Raw genomic sequence first — 16,224 nt, 5'->3', positions numbered from 1 at the left:
TTGCCAATTTTATTTATGATTATTGGCACGGTGTTTTAAACTCATTAGTCGCAAGGTTGTGAAGAATGGATCAGAAATAGAATGAACTGCAGATGAACAAAGGATTGTAAAAATTTCTGAAACAAATAATTAGCAATCATAAAAAAGGACAACACAAATGCTGTCCTTTTTTTGTTTTATTATTTGTTCATCTTAGTCCAGTGGATGGTGTTCTTTTGCGTGTTTCAAACCAGCTTCGCTGGTGAGATCTAGCCGTAAAGGTGTAACTGACACAAAATTATTCTCCACAGCCCACCTGTCGGTATCTTCTTCGGCTGATTCGAGCGGCGTTACGGTAAACCAGTAATGCTTCCGCCCCATAGGATCCACGCCGGGGACAATTTTACCATCGTATAGCCGCACCGATTGACGTGTCCATTTCATGCCGATCGGCCGTGGGGGGAAGTTGACATTATATAGTGCTAATTCATTTTCCTCGAGTAATAATGCCAGCGTTTTTTCTACAAAAGGGGCGAGCGCGTCGAAATCAGGCTCGTCTTTGCCTACAGGCGTACTTAGCGCGATCCCTTTAATGCCGAGCAAAACCGCTTGTTTTGCGGCAGCCAGTGTGCCTGAGTGCCACATCGAATTGCCAAGATTTGGTCCCATATTGATACCGGAAAGCACCACGTCAGTCTTCGAAAGGTGTGTGCCCAACGCCACGCAATCGGCTGGAGTGCCATTAACCCGGTAGGCTTCAATTCCTTCAAAAGTAATGGGGGATTTTTTTAGTGAAATGGGACGGGAATGGGTAACAGCATGCCCCATTGATGATTGCTCTACATCGGGGGCAACTACGCGTACCTCGCCGAATTTTGTTGCCACTTTGGCCAACGCCATTATGCCCGGACTGTATATTCCGTCATCATTTGTTATAAGGATCCTCATGCGCGAATGTGCAACAGTATCATGCCAGCCTGAAAGCTGGTACATTTTTAGTGAAGAGGCAATACGTAAGATTGTATGTATGAAGGTTGCTAAACTGTTGCATAACCCTAATGCGGGAGACGGTGAATATTCGAAGGAGACGTTAGTATCGTTGATAGAAAACCATGGTTACAAATGTTTGTACTCTTCGACCAAAGAAAAAGGCTGGAAAGAAATAGAACCGGAAGTAGATTTCCTGGTGGTTGCAGGTGGAGATGGGACAGTAAGAAAGGTAGCTACCGAACTCTTAGATCGCAAGGTCATTGATCGGAACTATCCAATTGCCGTGTTGCCCCTGGGAACTGCAAATAATATCGGTAGAACCTTTGGGTTTGAAGCAGATGAGGCTACCGTCGCTTCATGGTCAGAAGAAAACATTCAAAAAATAGATGTCGGTAAAGTCCAGGGCCTTCCAGAGGACATCTTCTTTATTGAGGGTTTTGGATTCGGGCTATTCCCGAATCTCATGAAAGAAATGAAGAAAAGAAAGGACAAGGAGGAGCACACATCAGAAGAAAATATTATCAACGCTCTAGATGTGTTGCTGGAACTTGCAAAAACATATAAGGCGCGACCCTGCAAGCTCGAGCTCGACGGCGTAGACCATTCGGGAGAATTTTTGTTGGTTGAAGTAATGAATATCAGGTCGATTGGTCCCAATCTCGATTTGAACCCCATGGGAGATCCATCCGACGGCGAATTTGAAGTGATCATCATCCCCGAAAATCAGCGGGAAAAACTGGTACGTTATATAGAAGATAAGCTGGCTGATGATGAGACCGCTTTTAGTTTCAGTGCCCTTAAAGCTAGTGATATAAAAATAAAATGGGATGGGTTGCACCTCCATGCCGACGATGAAATTCTGAAAGCCGATGCCCCGGTCAAAGTGGAGGTTGCAGTTCAGAAAAATGTTCTTGAATTCCTTGTTCCCGACAACGAGTTTTAGCTCATGGTGAAATAGTTCGACGGCATCAGGTTACCTTTGCCTCAATTATGTCTTTATATACTACTGCCGCGCCCGTTACAATTACCTGCCATAAACGTCTTGCACCTTATCTTGAAGCAGAGGTGAAAGAATTAGGGTTTGAGATAGAAGATACGTTTGTCACCGGAGTGCGCATCAAGGCTAGTATCAATGACTGTATAAAGCTGAACCTCAATCTGCGCTGTGCAAGCCAGGTGTTGTACAGTTTGAAACAATTTCAGGCATACAATGCCGACGATATTTATCAAGGATTATCGGGCTTTCCCTGGGAAACCATTTTACACCCCGAAGGTTATTTTTCTGTAACGAGTAATGTGCTGAATGATACTATTAACAACAGCATGTTTGCCAACTTGCGTGTAAAGGATGCAATTGTTGACAGACTGCGTACCAAAACGGGGAAACGACCCTCAACTGGCGCAGAGCTTGTAGGCGCGGTGGTACACCTCTTCTGGAAAAACGAACATGCAGAGGTCTTTGTAGATACGTCTGGAGATTCACTCGCCAGGCATGGCTACCGAAAGATACCCGGTAGGGCGCCAATGCTGGAGGCACTTGCAGCTGCCACAATAATGGCGACCAAGTGGGATCGGAAATCGCCTTTTGTCAACCCTATGTGCGGATCTGGCACTGTGGCTATTGAGGCCGCGTTAATAGCGACTGACACGCGACCAGGTGTTTTTCGAACCAATTATGCTTTCATGCACCTCCAGGGGTACGACGAAAACGTATATTTAGAAGAGCGGGGAGCATTAGAAAGAAAAATAAAGGAAGACGCTGACGTTCGCATCATTGCTACAGACTACAGCGATATGGCCATAACAAACGCACGAAAAAATGCACTGGCAGCAGGCGTGGCCGACCTTATAGAATTCTCGGTTTGTGATTTTGCCGAGACGCCAGTACCCGAGGGCGGTGGTGTCGTGTATCTCAATCCCGAATATGGAGAACGCCTGGGAGATGTTCAGGAATTGGAAGAGACATACGCCCGTATCGGCGATTTTATGAAACAGAAGTGCAAGGGATATCACGGTTACATCTTTACCGGCAACCTCGAACTGGCAAAAAAGATCGGTCTGAAAGCAAGCCGTCGCATTGAGTTTTATACAAGTACCATCGATTGCCGTTTATTGGAATATGAGCTGTATGCAGGTACCCGGCGTACAGATGCTTAGTATCTTTGTAAAGACGTGAAACGAATACTGGTAATATCACTTGTGCTTTGCTCTGTAGCTATTGTTTTTGGCAACGGTGAAGGCGAGGATGTTGTGCCAGTTTCGGTCGCAGCATCTACGCAGCGTCCCGGCGACTCTGCAAAGGGGTATCAATACCTTACTACTGGCGACTTTTTGAAAAGTGGGGTGCCGTATAAGTTCTATACCTATGTCAACGGCAAAAATGAGACGAATCTGCTGAATCGCACAGGCATGAACGCAACCGTTGGTCACGGATACAATGTTGTAACACATAACGGCGTCGACATGGTCATACCTACATGTATGCAGTGTCATTCCCATACGTTTGAAGGTAAGCTGGTAATTGGGCTGGGTAATAATTCACTCGACTTTAGTAATACCAAACTGGTAGATTTCAGCAAACGACTGAAATTAATGAAGGCTGTTGCGCCTAAACAGTATAGTGCAGCTAAGCCTTTTTTCACGTCTTTTACCACAACCTTCCCGCTGATGGAAACAGAGGTGCGTGGCGTGAATGCTGCCGATAAGCTAGCTATCATTCTTGTATCGCACCGTGATCCGCAGACGTTAGAGTGGAGTGATAAGGCTTTGCTCGATGTTCCTGAAGAGGTGATACCGACTGATGTGCCTGCCTGGTGGCTCATGAAGAAGAAGAATGCGATGTTTTACAATGGCTTTGCCCGGGGAGATTTTGCCAAGTACCTCATGCTTAGTAACCTGCTTACGGTTTCAGATTCATCAGAAGCCAGGGAAGTGAGTAATCATTTTGGTGATGTGCTGGCATTCATTAGATCATTGCGTCCGCCCGTATATCCACAGGAAGTCAATAAACACCTTGCGGATGAGGGCCGGGCTGTCTTTAGTGAGAACTGCAGTAAATGTCATGGCAGTTATGGCCCAGAGGACCAGTATCCTAACTTACTGATACCTGCATCAATCATTCAGACCGATCCTACACTGGCAGATGGCGTTCAGCTGAACGTGCCGTTCATTCAGTGGTTCAGCAAGAGCTGGTTCTCGCAGGGAGAGAACGCTCCGTATATAGTGCCTTTCAACGGTTATATAGCGCCACCGCTTGACGGGGTGTGGATAACAGCGCCTTACCTGCACAATGGATCAGTGCCAACTATCGAAGCATTGCTCAACAGTAAACTACGACCCAAGTACTGGACTCGCGACTTCAACAATCCGGTATATGATTATAGTGCAGTCGGTTGGAAGTACACAAAACATGAAACACCCATTGCTAAAGTGACTTATAACACGACGCTAAAAGGCTACAATAATGCGGGACACTATTTCGGAGATCACCTTACTGATGAGGAGCGCAAAGCTGTGATAGAATATCTGAAAACATTATAAGCGAATCCGCGGCTTGTTTTTTGTAGAACCCTTATAAAAAACTGCTATGGCCACCCATGAATCATATCATATCAGCGGTGAGAACCTTGTGAAAAAGGTGAAGGAACTGATAGATCAAGGTAACGTACGTAGGGTTACCATAAAAGACAAGCACGGCAAAGAATTCATGAGCTTTCCACTGACCGTTGGGGTTATTGGTGCATTGTTGGCACCTATAATTGCGGCTGTAGGTGCAGTAGCAGCATTGGTGGGGGAGTGCACCGTTGCTGTAGAACGTGAGGACTTGCAACAACCCAATACAACAACCGATGCTTCATAGCTCGGTTAAGACAGGATTAATCAGTTAGGCTGTGGGATGTCGCCTGCATAATGCCGCCAATTACAGCTAATATTATTCCAACAATAAGTATTGCATTATCATATGGACAGCCGGCTGCCTTAGCGAGGGCACCAGTGAGTACCACAAGGATGCCGGCAAATACCATTTTCCCGGACGCTGTTGAGAGGAAAGGTCTCATGCTTTTGACGTTTTCTAACAAGAGCAAAAAACTGGTGCCAGCCTCGGCATTAACACTATTTTAAGCTGCCGGGGTTAAACTTCCCTTCTCCCTACCTGTCTTATAATAAATTGAATATCCATGAAGAGACTTATGTTGGCGCTGGCACTGTTTCTCGGTGTGCAGGCAGTATCAAATGCGCAGGAAGTACACGACCGTAAAGGCGCGCACAGGAATATGACCCCGGAACAAAGGGCTGAAAAACAGACTGAAAGGATGCAGCAAGACCTGCAGCTTACAGACGCGCAGAAAAAGGCGGTGTATGAACTGAACCTGCAATCGGCTAAAGAGATGAAGGCGGCAAGGGCTGAGGGCGCCGAAATGAATAGGGAGAAGTTCAAAGCGATGCATGAACAAAAGGATGCCCGGTTGAAAGCTATCCTGTCGGCTGACCAGTTAAAGAAATACGAAACCATAAAGGCTGAACGCATGAATAAGATGAAGGAGCGGCAGGGGGATAAAGGATTGAGACAGGGTTAAGAAAGTGAGTAGTGTTTTGTTTCTATGCAACGGGGATGCTGAGCATTCCCGTTTTGCATTTTAGCCATTGGGTTGGGCAGTTGATTGTTTAGTCAGCGAGTTGCCCGTATTCAGGGCCTCTATAAATTCCAGCGCAGCTTTGTTGGCGTCGTCATGCCGCTCCATCTGTCCCATGTGGCCACTGTGGAGCGTGACTAATGTAGCATTGGGGACCTGCTCGCTTATATGAACACTGGCTGCTGCTTTAGTGAGGCGGTCCCTCTTGCCCGCGATCACTAACGTTGGTACCTTGATCCTGTACAGCCAGTCTTCAACACCCCAGCTGAACATGGCCAGCATCCCTCGCGAAATTACTGTGGGGGCTGTTTTTGCCGACAGGAAAGAGATCATATTCAGCTGCCTCCAGGTTTGCCTGCCTGTAAAAGCCAGGAAGCGCATGGCCAAATGGTGTGTTCCATTCAGGAAACTCAGCCATCGCAAGGTCCAAAAGAGCGGAGACAAGATGATGACCATGTAGCATATAGGAGTTAACACTGGTCTTCTGAGCAAGGTCATAATTCTTTTTAGTGGTGAGGTGCGCACGGGATTTATGTAAGTGGTATGCTGCAGGATCACGGCTTTCACTTCAATAGGGTGGGCACTCATAAATTTGCCGCAGTAGGTTTGCAGGATCATTCCGCCCACGCCGTGGCCCCAAAGGATTGCCTTGTGCGCGCCGGCGTGTTTAATGACTGCATCCAGGTCGTTGACCATTCTTGTCAGGGAATAATCCTTATCGACGGGGCGTGAAGATCGTCCCTGCCCGAGCAGGTCTACAAAGATGAGCCTGTATTGTTTTTCAAAGAACTTCCTTTGGTAGAACCATTCCCTGTGGTCAGAATTCCATCCGTGTACGAATATGATGGGCTGGGCATCTTCGGGACCATAATAGTACACGCATATTTTAGTTCCGTCGGGCCGCCTTATATAGTCGCGGGTGCGGGTGCGCCAGAGATTGGGTTTGCGCCCGTTTCTTCCCCATCGGCTAAGAAGCAGAGCAATAGGATATCTGCCAAACAACAAAAACGCAGCAATTCCGGCGGCCCAGTATAAACAAGTCAGCGGGTACAGCTGGTTAGCCGCATAGCGGTGTATGTACGCTTCATAACCCAGGTAACCATCGACCGCTAGTAATCCAAGCGACAGAAAATCAAACAGTAAAAACCACAACATCGCAAACGGCATCGGTCTTTGCTTTTGTGATGGCGGAAATAAACTTGTGCCAATTTCCTAACTCTTGATATCCATTGGCTTTTCGCTTTGTTAATGTTTGGTGGCTAGCTGGTCAATGCATGCTAAAAATTGAACCGTACACCGGCAGAAACATCAATACGCGAAAGGCTTTCGTATTGATTCTCTGGAAGTTCTTCGTGCTGGCTGGTACCGTTAATTTCTACATCATAATAGGTCAGGTTGCCTGTCAGCAGCGATACTTCAGCACCCAGGAAAATATTTTCATGAACGGCAAAATCGGCAGCCGCACCAACCACCACACCAACAGTAGCACTTTGAAGTTTGAGTGGCGTGATCTGTAATGTCTTATCTGTATAAGATAGATAGCCTAAAGAAAAGGTGCTGACAAAATGGAAGATCTCACTTTCTGAGATATACCTAAGGTTAAAAGTAGGGCCTACATAACTTACGGTTATGTCATCGCTCATTTTTCCCTGGATGAGGTTGTAGGTTGCAGTATCCAGCATTTCAATATCCATTGAATTGCTGGTGCGATAACCGGAATACCTGATGCCAACGCCAAGCGCGCGGCTAAAAAAGAATGAACCGTCCGCCCCATAGTTATAACCCGGTTTTAGCTTCTCCACATAAGTCCTGAAACCGGGCGGAACCTGGTCGCTTACTTTGGCAAGCCTGTAACTCCAGCCGCCTTGGAGGCCAATGCGGAATTTAGGGTGCTCGTTGAAGCCCCTGTAACGTTGGGCTTGAGTCGTGCTGGCGGCTGCCAACAGTGTAATAAGGATGAATAGTTTCTTCATAGTGTGTTGTTGTTGGCCGAAAAATATAAGTTCTGCAGCGTATTTTAAAACTCGTGCCCAAAAACGGGCTGTTATACCGCTTTTTATTTGTGAGATTGTGGTTCGGTATCTTCTATTTCCGTCAACAAACTTTTGTGTTTGCTGGCTGCTTTGTGCTGAGTATGCTGGTCGTATTTAGAACGTTCTGTAGCTAAAATATTAGGCAGGCTTTCTTCACCGCGTATGGGCTCATTCTTTCTGTACTGGTTGAACATCAGGAAGGCCATTCCTGAACCCAGTATAATTAGCAATATGCTGACAGTATACATCAGCTGGTCGCTGCGTTTTTCTGCTACGTGAAGTTCGGTGAGGAGAACCTCGTCGTTTTTCATCTGCAGATCCTTGTTTTTTATTGCCAGTTCCTTATTAGCTTCCAGTTGCGCTATTTCGACTTTATTACCTGCAGCAAAAACCGAGTCTTTCACCGTCAGGTATTCAGCTGTGACCTCAAAGGCTTTTTTGTATTGCCCGATCGACGCATAGGCTTTGGCGAGTTGAATACTGAATTCTATAAAAGCTGCAGGGTGTCCTATGGTGCGGCACATATTCGCGCCGGTTGCCAGGTAATCGGTAGCCTTTTTCAGGTCCATGTTTTTTTCCGGGCCAGTCTTTGCCATTCCGCTTTTGAACAGGCTTGCGCCGATGTTTCCCGTGCACACAGCTAACTGGATTTCGCCTCCGATCTCTCTACTCAGGCTTAGTGCCTCGTTTTTGTAGAGCAAGGCGTTTTGGTACTCACCAAGGTTGTCATAGGTTTCACCAATAGCGGTCAACACACTTATGGCCGATTTAGCGTTGCCCAGCTTTTTATGCGTTTCGAGCGCAGGAAACAAATGTCTAAGCGCAGCCTCGTTATTTCCGGAAGCGCTCAGTACCAGGCCGAGATTAGCCGTGGTACGTGCCATGTTTAATGTATCACCAACACTTGTATAAAGCGTTTGCGCTGTCTCGTAATATTTGCGTGCTTTTTGATAATCGCGCTCATCAAAGTATATGCTCCCGATGTTGTCCAGTACCATCGCTACGCGTTGCTGGTTGTTAGTTAGCTCTATGGTGGTGAGCGCTTTGAAGTAGTGGGAGAGTGCGTTTGCACGATCGCCCTGGTCGGCGTACACATTGGCAATGTTCACCTGGGTGGAGGCAATGCTTTGCGGTGAGTTTTGTTCTGTAAAAAGCGATAAAGCTTTGTTGTACCCCGCCAGTGCGGCTTTTTGATCGCCTTTGGCCTGGTGGTTTACGGCAAGACTGTTGGTAGCGATCGCAATTCCCCATTGCCAATGCAATTGATGTGAAAGCGCCATAGCTTTTTGGGCATAGACCAAACCTGAATCAGGCGCGACAATATGATAAGCGTAGGCAATATCATTAAGCATTTGCGCCTTGTTGGTGTCTTCTTCAACCGCCGGCAATGTGCTAACCAGGGAATCAATAAAAGGTTTCCCCTGCTTTTTTGCGCTCATGGTTAGGGGTAGTGCCATCATGAGTAGGAATAGGTGTTTCATCTCTTATTTGTGAAATCGGTGATTGGGATGAAGATAAAATATTCTAATTGAAAATCAAGTAGTTATATGAAAAATATACTTAATGGCTTTCGGGTGTTCAGTGTTATTGACTATTCATCCCTAAGCAACAATTATTCAACAAAAAAGTTGTTGCAAACAGCCACTTTAGGGACTGTTTTTGTTACAAAAGGCGGACGGGTAAAAAGACGAAATGCTTGCCTGTGGCAGCTTTGGCCGCCAATCTGTGTCAATCTGTAGCCATGCCGGCACCCCCTGACCGTTTGGGCTATTTAGATAATGGTTGATCCGGTCTTGTTGACGTTGAATAATATCGTCGTGGGTTGGCCAGGAATAGCCGGCTTCTAACCTGCAGTCAAGCTCTATAGCTTTCAATACTACAAATGGGTCCATGTCCTGTTCTGCAACTTCTATGCGTCCCTTCAGCCTGATGGCTCGTTGCAAAGTGATTTCTCCGCGAATGATCCCGGCAAGCAGAATTCTGCGTTCATAAACGGTAGTAAGGTCATTTGCTATCCGTGTCCCGGCAGCAAGTTCGAGTTGTTGCATCGCTTTATTGCGCGCGCGTTCAAATACAGGCTCTATACGCTCACGAATGTGGGTATATTTAAGTAAACGGTTGGCTGCCTTGCGGGCGGAGGTGGGAGATACGCCCGGGTAAGCATCGTTGTAGGCTTTTGTTTTGTTTCCGTGCGCGAGCATGCCGTGAATGAATACTTCATGCTGAGGTTTCCAATAAGGTTGTCTCATGGTGATTTCAGGGTTTAGGTTCAATACAAATATACGCTAATTTAATGATATTTGTTGCGGCAGATCGGCTGAAAAAGCAAAAGGCGGTTGAATCCCGCCTTTGCTCCACGTAATAAATCGTTACTCAACAACAACAGCCTCAGGCATGCCCATAACACCGCCCTTTTTCATTATTTCCTGCAATTCAGCACTGCCCATAAAGGATGGCAGGGTAGAAGGATCGGTCATGCTGAATACGATGTACACGTTGTTAGGCTCTCCCGATTTCTGTCCCACAGCCATGAGTTTAAGGCCTGCGGCCTGGCGTCTCTCTTCGTCTGCGTCAAAAACTTGTTTCCATGTTGCGTAGTCTTTTACCTTGTGATTGACAATTACTGTAGCCATAAATAAAGGTTTGATTTTAATGATGAACGATTATATGTTGTTATGTCTTGCTATTGTGTTACTAATATCCAACCGCTTACGAAGTCGTTATTGTTTACTGCCACGCCACTGTTGTTTGCTATACAGTACCCAACAGTGTAAGTGCCTGGCGCAAGCACAACAGTAGCGGATGCCGGGACAACGGTTAGCAGAGTGCTGACCTGGCTGACTAAGTATCCTCCGGTATTAAAATTTGTTATTGGACCTCCATTTTGCTGATAACATAAACTTGTTGAGATGGTGATTGGGCTGCCTGATGCGAGACCCAATGCAGCGTTTGCGGAACCGATCATCCGCAGATAGCCGGGAGATAAAGTGAGAATAGTGGTAGGACCGACAAAAGCAAACCCCGGACCGCTGGCGATAGACCCGATAGGTCCGTTGAAGGTGGCCACTGTCATTACGCCCATAGAACCGGGAGGGCCCTGGCTGCCCGAGTTTTCTGAGTACAAGGCATAAGGGACACTCAATAGCTGAGAGGTGCCAATGGCGATATAGTTGCTGCCGCCGGCAGGGTCTATTTCTACCAGCATCCATTTGTCGCCGGCGGCCCATACTACACTATCCATAGTATTGCTATCGGGTGTACCACCACCTACGGATAGATTGTATAGTCCATAACCGTTTGTGGTGACGGTGTGTGTTTCCCGGTATCGCAATGCGCCGTTGGCGCTGTCGTTAATTATGCTGAGCCTGATGCCAAGTGCCTGATTGGCGAGCGGTGTTCCGTTATTATTGCGTGCTATTCCCTGGTAATTGAATTTTTTTGGTGCCTGGGCAAGCAACATTGTAGACAGGCAGCACAATGTGATGTATAGTAGTATTTGTTTCATGAATGGTAGGTCTATTTCGTGTAAATTCTATTTCGATGGTCCAACGGATCATGTATTGACATGACCATGCATCAACCAGGTGCAGGCTATGCGGATCAGCATATGCTTTTCATACGCAATGGATTTTAGATGAACAGAATCCTGAAGCAATTTCTTTTGCCAAAATTAGCTACAGATAGCAACGAAGAAACTCTGCAAAAACGGGGTATAGTCGCGCTGACACTGCAAACGGGTGGATGTCAATTACCATTTTTGCAAATAAATATCAGGGCTTGAGACCACCAGTTTTTCTTCTTAACTTTAAGTCATGAGAATCAGCCTGATAGGTCTTTTTGTGTTCATGTCTTCGGCATGCTTTGCACAACAAGAGTTTGACTGCAAAGCTTTTTTAGCACAAGAAATAAAGGACGAAACACCTGAGCAGGTCATGAAGGAATGCCAGAATTTTCTGCATTGCGGCCTGGATAATACTGATATGACCTTATTTGTTCAGCCGGCGGCTATAGCCAGCATTAGGGTGGATGCGACGAATAAAAAGGAGCAGCTTACTTATGGGTATATCCTAAAACAGATACAACAATTTACTGAGGCGGAAGATTATAAGAAGTTTAAAAAACTTCCCAAGCAGCAGGCGCCGAAACAAAACCCATGATCGGGCCTTTCAGTAAAACAATCACAATTAATGCTCCGGTTGACAGCGTCTGGAAAGCGCTTACCGATAAGGTGCTGATACAACAATGGATGTCGGAGACACCTATCGAAATTGTTACCGATTGGACCGTTGGAGGTTCATTTATTATTCGCGGCAAGCATTATAAAGTGCCTTTTGAAAATAAAGGGACCGTATTGCAGTACGAAGCAGGAGTCGCACTGGAGTACAGTCATCTGAGTTCGATATCGAGGCTAAAGGATGAACCGGGGAACTACACCAGCATCGCGTTTAAGTTGGAGCCTTCGGGATCGCAAACAACGCTCTTGTTTACAGCCAGCAACTTTCCTACAGAAACCATCTACAAACACCTGGCCTTTTACTGGAACGTAACCCTGGAGAAGATCAAAAAACAGGTTGAGGCGGCGGAATAGTACCTGTTTAATGGTTTCTTAGCTGGCGGCCGTAGGGATATTCAAAATTCAAACTATCCAGGTCCCATTGATCAGTATTGATATTGCGTTCCAGGTAGATGTTGCAATTGTGTTGCGGCTTGTTTTCAAAAAACGTAACAACCAGGAATTCCGGATTGGTTTCGTCTATCCAGCCCATTACGTTTAAGAAAACCAACGAGGAGCGGTATTGTAGCTTTTGTTGTGCCTCTTCATTTGTTATTAAGGCGATGTTTGCATTCTGAATAATAGCAGGGAGATCAATGTCCGGAAGATCCTCGTGTTTTCCGATGAACAAAGTATCCGGTAATTCCTTGCCATTTTTGTACACGGCTTTTATATACTCAGCTATGGCTTGCGCATAGGCTGCCGATATTCTGTCCTGGCCAAGTGGCAGTCTTTGTTTTGAAACAGCCTTGGAGGAGTCGTTTGTTACAGCATAGGTAGTTGCCTCGCCTGTTTTTATTTCAGGAGTACTGCAAGAACATACTTGCAAAAAGATGAACAACAAAAGAGGGACCACTAATGCTGCTGATCGAGACATTACCGAATTTAAGAAAAACTTGCTATCTCTTTTTGCCTCGCTTTTTGGGTTTACCGTACTTCTCTTTCATCTTGTCCGCGTGCCGCACCTTTTTGTTTACCTTTTTATTCTTGGCCGATTTCTCGTGAAAGGCCCCACCACCTTCGTCTATCTTAGGCAGTTTGATAAGGTTTGTTTTCATAAAGACCTTCGGTTTTTCATCCTCAGTCAATACGTCTGATATCTCGAGATCTTCGGGCAAAGGCAGGATTGGGATCTCGTACTTCATGAGCGCCTGTATCGCTGCAAGGTCTTTATCTTCTCTTTCGGTAATGAATGCAATGGCAACACCGCGCTTATCAGCACGTCCTGTACGGCCTATGCGGTGTATATAGTTCTCCGGCACATCGGGAATATCGAAGTTGATAACGTGTGTTACCTCAGCTATGTCAAGTCCGCGCGCAACGATGTCTGTTGCAATGATAAAACGGAAAGTCCCTTCCTGGAATTGTTTCACGGTATTGAAGCGATAGTTCTGCTCTTTATTTGAGTGTATCACACCCATAGTTTCACCATACTCCGGCTGCAGCTCTTCGAAAAGCGTGTCGGCCAGTTTTTTGGTTGCAACAAATACCAGCACCTTGCTCATGTCTGCATTATTGTCGAGCAGGTGCTTTAGCAGGTTGCGCTTGGTGTAGAAGTTCGGAACCTTGTACCCTTGTTGACTTATGTTTTCCAGTGGAGTGCCTGTTGGGGCAGCTTCTATCTTTTCGGGATCGTTGAAGTACGTGCGCATCAGCGTTTCTACTTCTTCTGTAATGGTCGCAGAAAAAAGCAGGTGCTGCCTTTTGGCAGGCAGCAGGTCGAGTATGTTATTCAGCTGTGTATGGAAGCCAAGGTTGAGTATTTCGTCGGCTTCGTCTATCACCAGTTTTTTGATGGTCTTCATGTTTAACGAGCCATCGTATGCAAGGTCTAAAAGCCTGCCGGGTGTTGCCACTATTATATCAACGCCTGCTTCAACTATAGCCTTCTGAGGACGGATGTTTGTACCGCCATATATACCTGCAACTTCCAGGGTTAGGTAAGTTGTCAGCTTCTTCACTTCCTCCACTACCTGCTGCACGAGTTCGCGCGTTGGTACGAGAATAAGTAGTTGTGTTTCCCGCTCTTTCGAGAATTTGAGCAAACGCAGACAAGGCAAAAGGTAAGCAAAAGTTTTACCGGTACCTGTCTGAGCAATACCACACACATCCCTGCCGGACATGACAACGGAGAATGCTTTGCGCTGGATAGTTGTGGGAACATCATATCCCAGGTCGGTAAGCGCATTACGAAGGGCAGGGTTGAGATTCAGATCGTCAAAAGTCATATGAGCAGGTATAGCAGTTATTTTTTCTTCTTTTTCTTTCCAAGTTTTTCCGCCGCTTTTTCATTGTCTTCAAGCAGCTTACGCCAATTGTCATTTGGTGTTTCTTCAGAGAAGACGATGGTCTCTCTATAGTCGTTCTTATCGATCTTCATTTCCTGGATGTCTTTTCCAAGGTACTCCTGTATCTCTTTCAGCACAGGTAATTCTTCTGTGCTGCAAAACGAAATGGCGTGACCTTTCTGTACACCACGTCCTGTACGGCCCACGCGGTGTACGTAGTTTTCAGGCACATCGGGGAGATCGTAATTCACTACATAGTCAACATTGGGTATATCGATACCACGGGCACTCACATCTGTGGCAATAAGCATTTTGACGGTGCCTTTCTTGAACTCGTTCATTACCTGCAGGCGATGCTCTTGTTCCTTGCCGCCGTGCATGGTCAATGCTTTGATGCCAACACGCTCCATGGCCGCCAGCACTCTTTCTGCGCGCACCTTAGTGCGAACGAAGACCAGTATTTTATTCTCAGGATATTCCTTTACCAGGCGCTCCAGGAAAAAGCGTTTGTCGTCCATCTCTACATAGGCCACAGCGTGGTCTACGTTTTTGGAAACCGGGTCTTTGGGCGATACCTGTATCCTGATGGGATTGTTCACTACCGAATAAGCGAGGTCTTTGATCTCATCATCAATGGTAGCTGAGAAGAATAAGGTCTGGTGTTTGCGTGGCAGCTGCCTGATGATGTGTTGAATGTCTTTAATGAAACCGAGGTCCAGCATATGGTCGGCTTCATCCAGTATCAATATCTCCACCCGGCTGAGGTCGATGAATTGCTGGTGGATGAGATCGAACATACGGCCCGGCGTGGCAATAAGTACATCTACACCCTTATCAAGTTTCTTCACCTGCGGTTCCTGGTCAACACCTCCGTGCAGTCCCAGTATGCTTACTTTGGTATATTTCCCAAGCTGTTTGAATACGTCGGAGATCTGTATCGCCAGCTCGCGTGTAGGCACCATCACCAGGCAGGTCACCTGGCCGGGCCTTTTATCCCGGCTGCGTTGCTGAAGCATGTGTAGTACCGGGATAGCAAAAGCAGCAGTTTTACCGGTGCCTGTTTGCGCAATAGCTAATACATCGTCTCTCTTTAATATAGAGGGGATGGATCTGAATTGGATGTCCGTGGGACGCTTAAAGCCAAGCTCTTCCAAACTCCGTTTGATCTCGGGCGAGATATTATATTGCTCAAATTTCATCTATAGCAGTCTAGCCTGCAAAGATAGCTGTTTATAGTTTGGGGGAGGTGAGGGTGTTAGCACTGCATGCGAAGCAGATGCTTAATAATAAATTTGCTACTAACTCGTTCTAGTATAAACCATTGATATGAAGTATTGTTTGCTGTTAACCTTATTTGCAATTTCTACCGGCCTGCTTGCGTGTAAAAAGACCTATACCTGCGTTTGCGAAGGTGGGATTATATACCAGAAGTACGAAAAGGAAGTGAAAGCATCTAGTGAATCGAAAGCAAAAGATAAATGCGAAGCCGATAATCCCCCGCCTAACTCACCCGATTTTATATACTGCAATCTGAAATAGTCAATAGCCCTACTTCAGTTTCAGAGCTGTATCAATCATCTGTTTCAGCACTTTGATATCGATATCAGCCAGCTTGTTGATGTAGAGGCAACCAACACCGGTTTTATATTTGCCCAGTTTCTCAAGGGCGGTTGCTTGTTTTTTAATGTCCATCGTTAGATAGATGGACAGGTTGGCTTTGCGAGGCGCAAAACCTATCAGGAACCAGTCAACTTCTCTGCCTGAAGCTGGGCTTTTATATCTCTTATCGCCAAAACCGATGATCGAGGCGCCCCACATTTTGGGTTCTTCGCCGGTTGCTTTCTTCATCATTTCCAGTATCACCAAGCTGTCAGCACGTTTTTGCTCATTCGGCACATTATTGATAAAATCTTCAACACTGGCAGCGGTAGCTTTTGTTTTTATCTCTGCCAGTTTTCCTTTTTTCTCAGCCATATAGGAAATGATTGTTCACGAAAGTATTGAATTTCCGCGCTTGACTAGATTCC

Annotated in this window: 19 protein-coding genes; 7 read left to right on the top strand and 12 right to left on the bottom strand. The window is 46.1% G+C overall.

Annotated elements, in window-relative coordinates; all coding sequences use genetic code 11:
- Window positions 1–192: 192 nt before the first annotated feature.
- A complete protein-coding gene (gene surE / locus P2W83_RS00265; protein WP_276131666.1) occupies window positions 193–927 on the bottom strand; it encodes a 5'/3'-nucleotidase SurE in 735 nt (244 codons plus the stop codon).
- Window positions 928–1,006: 79 nt separating this feature from the next.
- Between surE and P2W83_RS00260 the strand changes: the two genes are divergently transcribed.
- From P2W83_RS00260 to P2W83_RS00245, 4 genes are read left to right on the top strand one after another with little or no spacing between them, the layout of a single operon-like run.
- On the top strand, window positions 1,007–1,912 hold the full coding sequence (locus tag P2W83_RS00260) for a diacylglycerol/lipid kinase family protein (protein WP_276131665.1): 906 nt from the start codon (window positions 1,007–1,009) through the stop codon (window positions 1,910–1,912).
- Between the two features lie 47 nt (window positions 1,913–1,959).
- The gene (locus tag P2W83_RS00255) at window positions 1,960–3,126 is read left to right on the top strand and encodes a THUMP domain-containing class I SAM-dependent RNA methyltransferase (protein ID WP_276131664.1); all 1,167 of its coding nucleotides are present in this window, start codon (window positions 1,960–1,962) and stop codon (window positions 3,124–3,126) included.
- A 15-nt stretch (window positions 3,127–3,141) separates the two neighbouring features.
- Entirely contained in the window at window positions 3,142–4,509 is a 1,368-nt protein-coding gene (locus P2W83_RS00250; RefSeq protein ID WP_276131663.1) for a c-type cytochrome, read from the top strand.
- A 46-nt stretch (window positions 4,510–4,555) separates the two neighbouring features.
- Window positions 4,556–4,828: a DUF4342 domain-containing protein gene (locus P2W83_RS00245; RefSeq protein ID WP_276131662.1), complete on the top strand. Its 273-nt coding sequence runs from the start codon at window positions 4,556–4,558 to the stop codon at window positions 4,826–4,828.
- 16 nt (window positions 4,829–4,844) lie between these two features.
- On the opposite strand, the gene P2W83_RS00240 is transcribed toward P2W83_RS00245, so the two are convergent.
- The gene (locus tag P2W83_RS00240) at window positions 4,845–5,027 is read right to left on the bottom strand and encodes a hypothetical protein (RefSeq protein ID WP_276131661.1); all 183 of its coding nucleotides are present in this window, start codon (window positions 5,025–5,027) and stop codon (window positions 4,845–4,847) included.
- Between the two features lie 120 nt (window positions 5,028–5,147).
- On the opposite strand from P2W83_RS00240, the gene P2W83_RS00235 reads away from it, so the two are divergent.
- Window positions 5,148–5,546 carry a DUF4890 domain-containing protein gene (locus P2W83_RS00235; protein WP_276131660.1) on the top strand — a complete coding sequence of 133 codons (399 nt, stop codon included), beginning with the start codon at window positions 5,148–5,150 and terminating at the stop codon, window positions 5,544–5,546.
- 60 nt (window positions 5,547–5,606) lie between these two features.
- Here P2W83_RS00235 and P2W83_RS00230 read toward each other — a convergent pair whose 3' ends face one another.
- The 6 genes from P2W83_RS00230 to P2W83_RS00205 all read right to left on the bottom strand — a co-directional run bounded on the left by P2W83_RS00230 (window position 5,607) and on the right by P2W83_RS00205 (window position 11,141).
- The gene (locus P2W83_RS00230) at window positions 5,607–6,758 is read right to left on the bottom strand and encodes an alpha/beta fold hydrolase (protein ID WP_276131659.1); all 1,152 of its coding nucleotides are present in this window, start codon (window positions 6,756–6,758) and stop codon (window positions 5,607–5,609) included.
- A 122-nt stretch (window positions 6,759–6,880) separates the two neighbouring features.
- A complete protein-coding gene (locus tag P2W83_RS00225) occupies window positions 6,881–7,576 on the bottom strand; it encodes a hypothetical protein (RefSeq protein ID WP_276131658.1) in 696 nt (231 codons plus the stop codon).
- Window positions 7,577–7,659: 83 nt separating this feature from the next.
- Window positions 7,660–9,117, bottom strand: coding sequence for a tetratricopeptide repeat protein (locus P2W83_RS00220; protein WP_276131657.1), 1,458 nt, complete (start codon window positions 9,115–9,117; stop codon window positions 7,660–7,662).
- Window positions 9,118–9,282: 165 nt separating this feature from the next.
- Window positions 9,283–9,885: a hypothetical protein gene (locus P2W83_RS00215; protein WP_276131656.1), complete on the bottom strand. Its 603-nt coding sequence runs from the start codon at window positions 9,883–9,885 to the stop codon at window positions 9,283–9,285.
- 120 nt (window positions 9,886–10,005) lie between these two features.
- A complete protein-coding gene (locus P2W83_RS00210; RefSeq protein ID WP_276131655.1) occupies window positions 10,006–10,269 on the bottom strand; it encodes a hypothetical protein in 264 nt (87 codons plus the stop codon).
- A gap of 50 nt (window positions 10,270–10,319) precedes the next feature.
- Entirely contained in the window at window positions 10,320–11,141 is an 822-nt protein-coding gene (locus P2W83_RS00205) for a hypothetical protein (RefSeq protein WP_276131654.1), read from the bottom strand.
- Window positions 11,142–11,448: 307 nt separating this feature from the next.
- On the opposite strand from P2W83_RS00205, the gene P2W83_RS00200 reads away from it, so the two are divergent.
- Window positions 11,449–11,793 carry a hypothetical protein gene (locus tag P2W83_RS00200; protein WP_276131653.1) on the top strand — a complete coding sequence of 115 codons (345 nt, stop codon included), beginning with the start codon at window positions 11,449–11,451 and terminating at the stop codon, window positions 11,791–11,793.
- Complete coding sequence (locus P2W83_RS00195; protein ID WP_276131652.1) at window positions 11,790–12,224, top strand: SRPBCC family protein; 435 nt, start codon at window positions 11,790–11,792, stop codon at window positions 12,222–12,224. Before P2W83_RS00200 ends, P2W83_RS00195 begins: the two co-directional genes overlap by 4 nt.
- 7 nt (window positions 12,225–12,231) lie before the next feature.
- Here P2W83_RS00195 and P2W83_RS00190 read toward each other — a convergent pair whose 3' ends face one another.
- From P2W83_RS00190 to P2W83_RS00175, 4 genes are all read right to left on the bottom strand, one after another.
- Window positions 12,232–12,786, bottom strand: coding sequence for a hypothetical protein (locus P2W83_RS00190; RefSeq protein WP_276131651.1), 555 nt, complete (start codon window positions 12,784–12,786; stop codon window positions 12,232–12,234).
- Between the two features lie 22 nt (window positions 12,787–12,808).
- Entirely contained in the window at window positions 12,809–14,137 is a 1,329-nt protein-coding gene (locus P2W83_RS00185; RefSeq protein WP_276131650.1) for a DEAD/DEAH box helicase, read from the bottom strand.
- A 17-nt stretch (window positions 14,138–14,154) separates the two neighbouring features.
- Complete coding sequence (locus tag P2W83_RS00180; protein ID WP_276131649.1) at window positions 14,155–15,396, bottom strand: DEAD/DEAH box helicase; 1,242 nt, start codon at window positions 15,394–15,396, stop codon at window positions 14,155–14,157.
- 349 nt (window positions 15,397–15,745) lie between these two features.
- Window positions 15,746–16,171, bottom strand: coding sequence for a DUF1801 domain-containing protein (locus P2W83_RS00175; RefSeq protein WP_276131648.1), 426 nt, complete (start codon window positions 16,169–16,171; stop codon window positions 15,746–15,748).
- Window positions 16,172–16,224 lie beyond the last annotated feature (53 nt).

The sequence above is a fragment of the Polluticoccus soli genome (genome assembly GCF_029269745.1).
Classification (GTDB): domain Bacteria; phylum Bacteroidota; class Bacteroidia; order Chitinophagales; family Chitinophagaceae; genus Polluticoccus; species Polluticoccus soli.
Note: the sequence above shows the minus strand (reverse complement) of the source record. Positions and strands in the feature narration are given on the sequence as shown.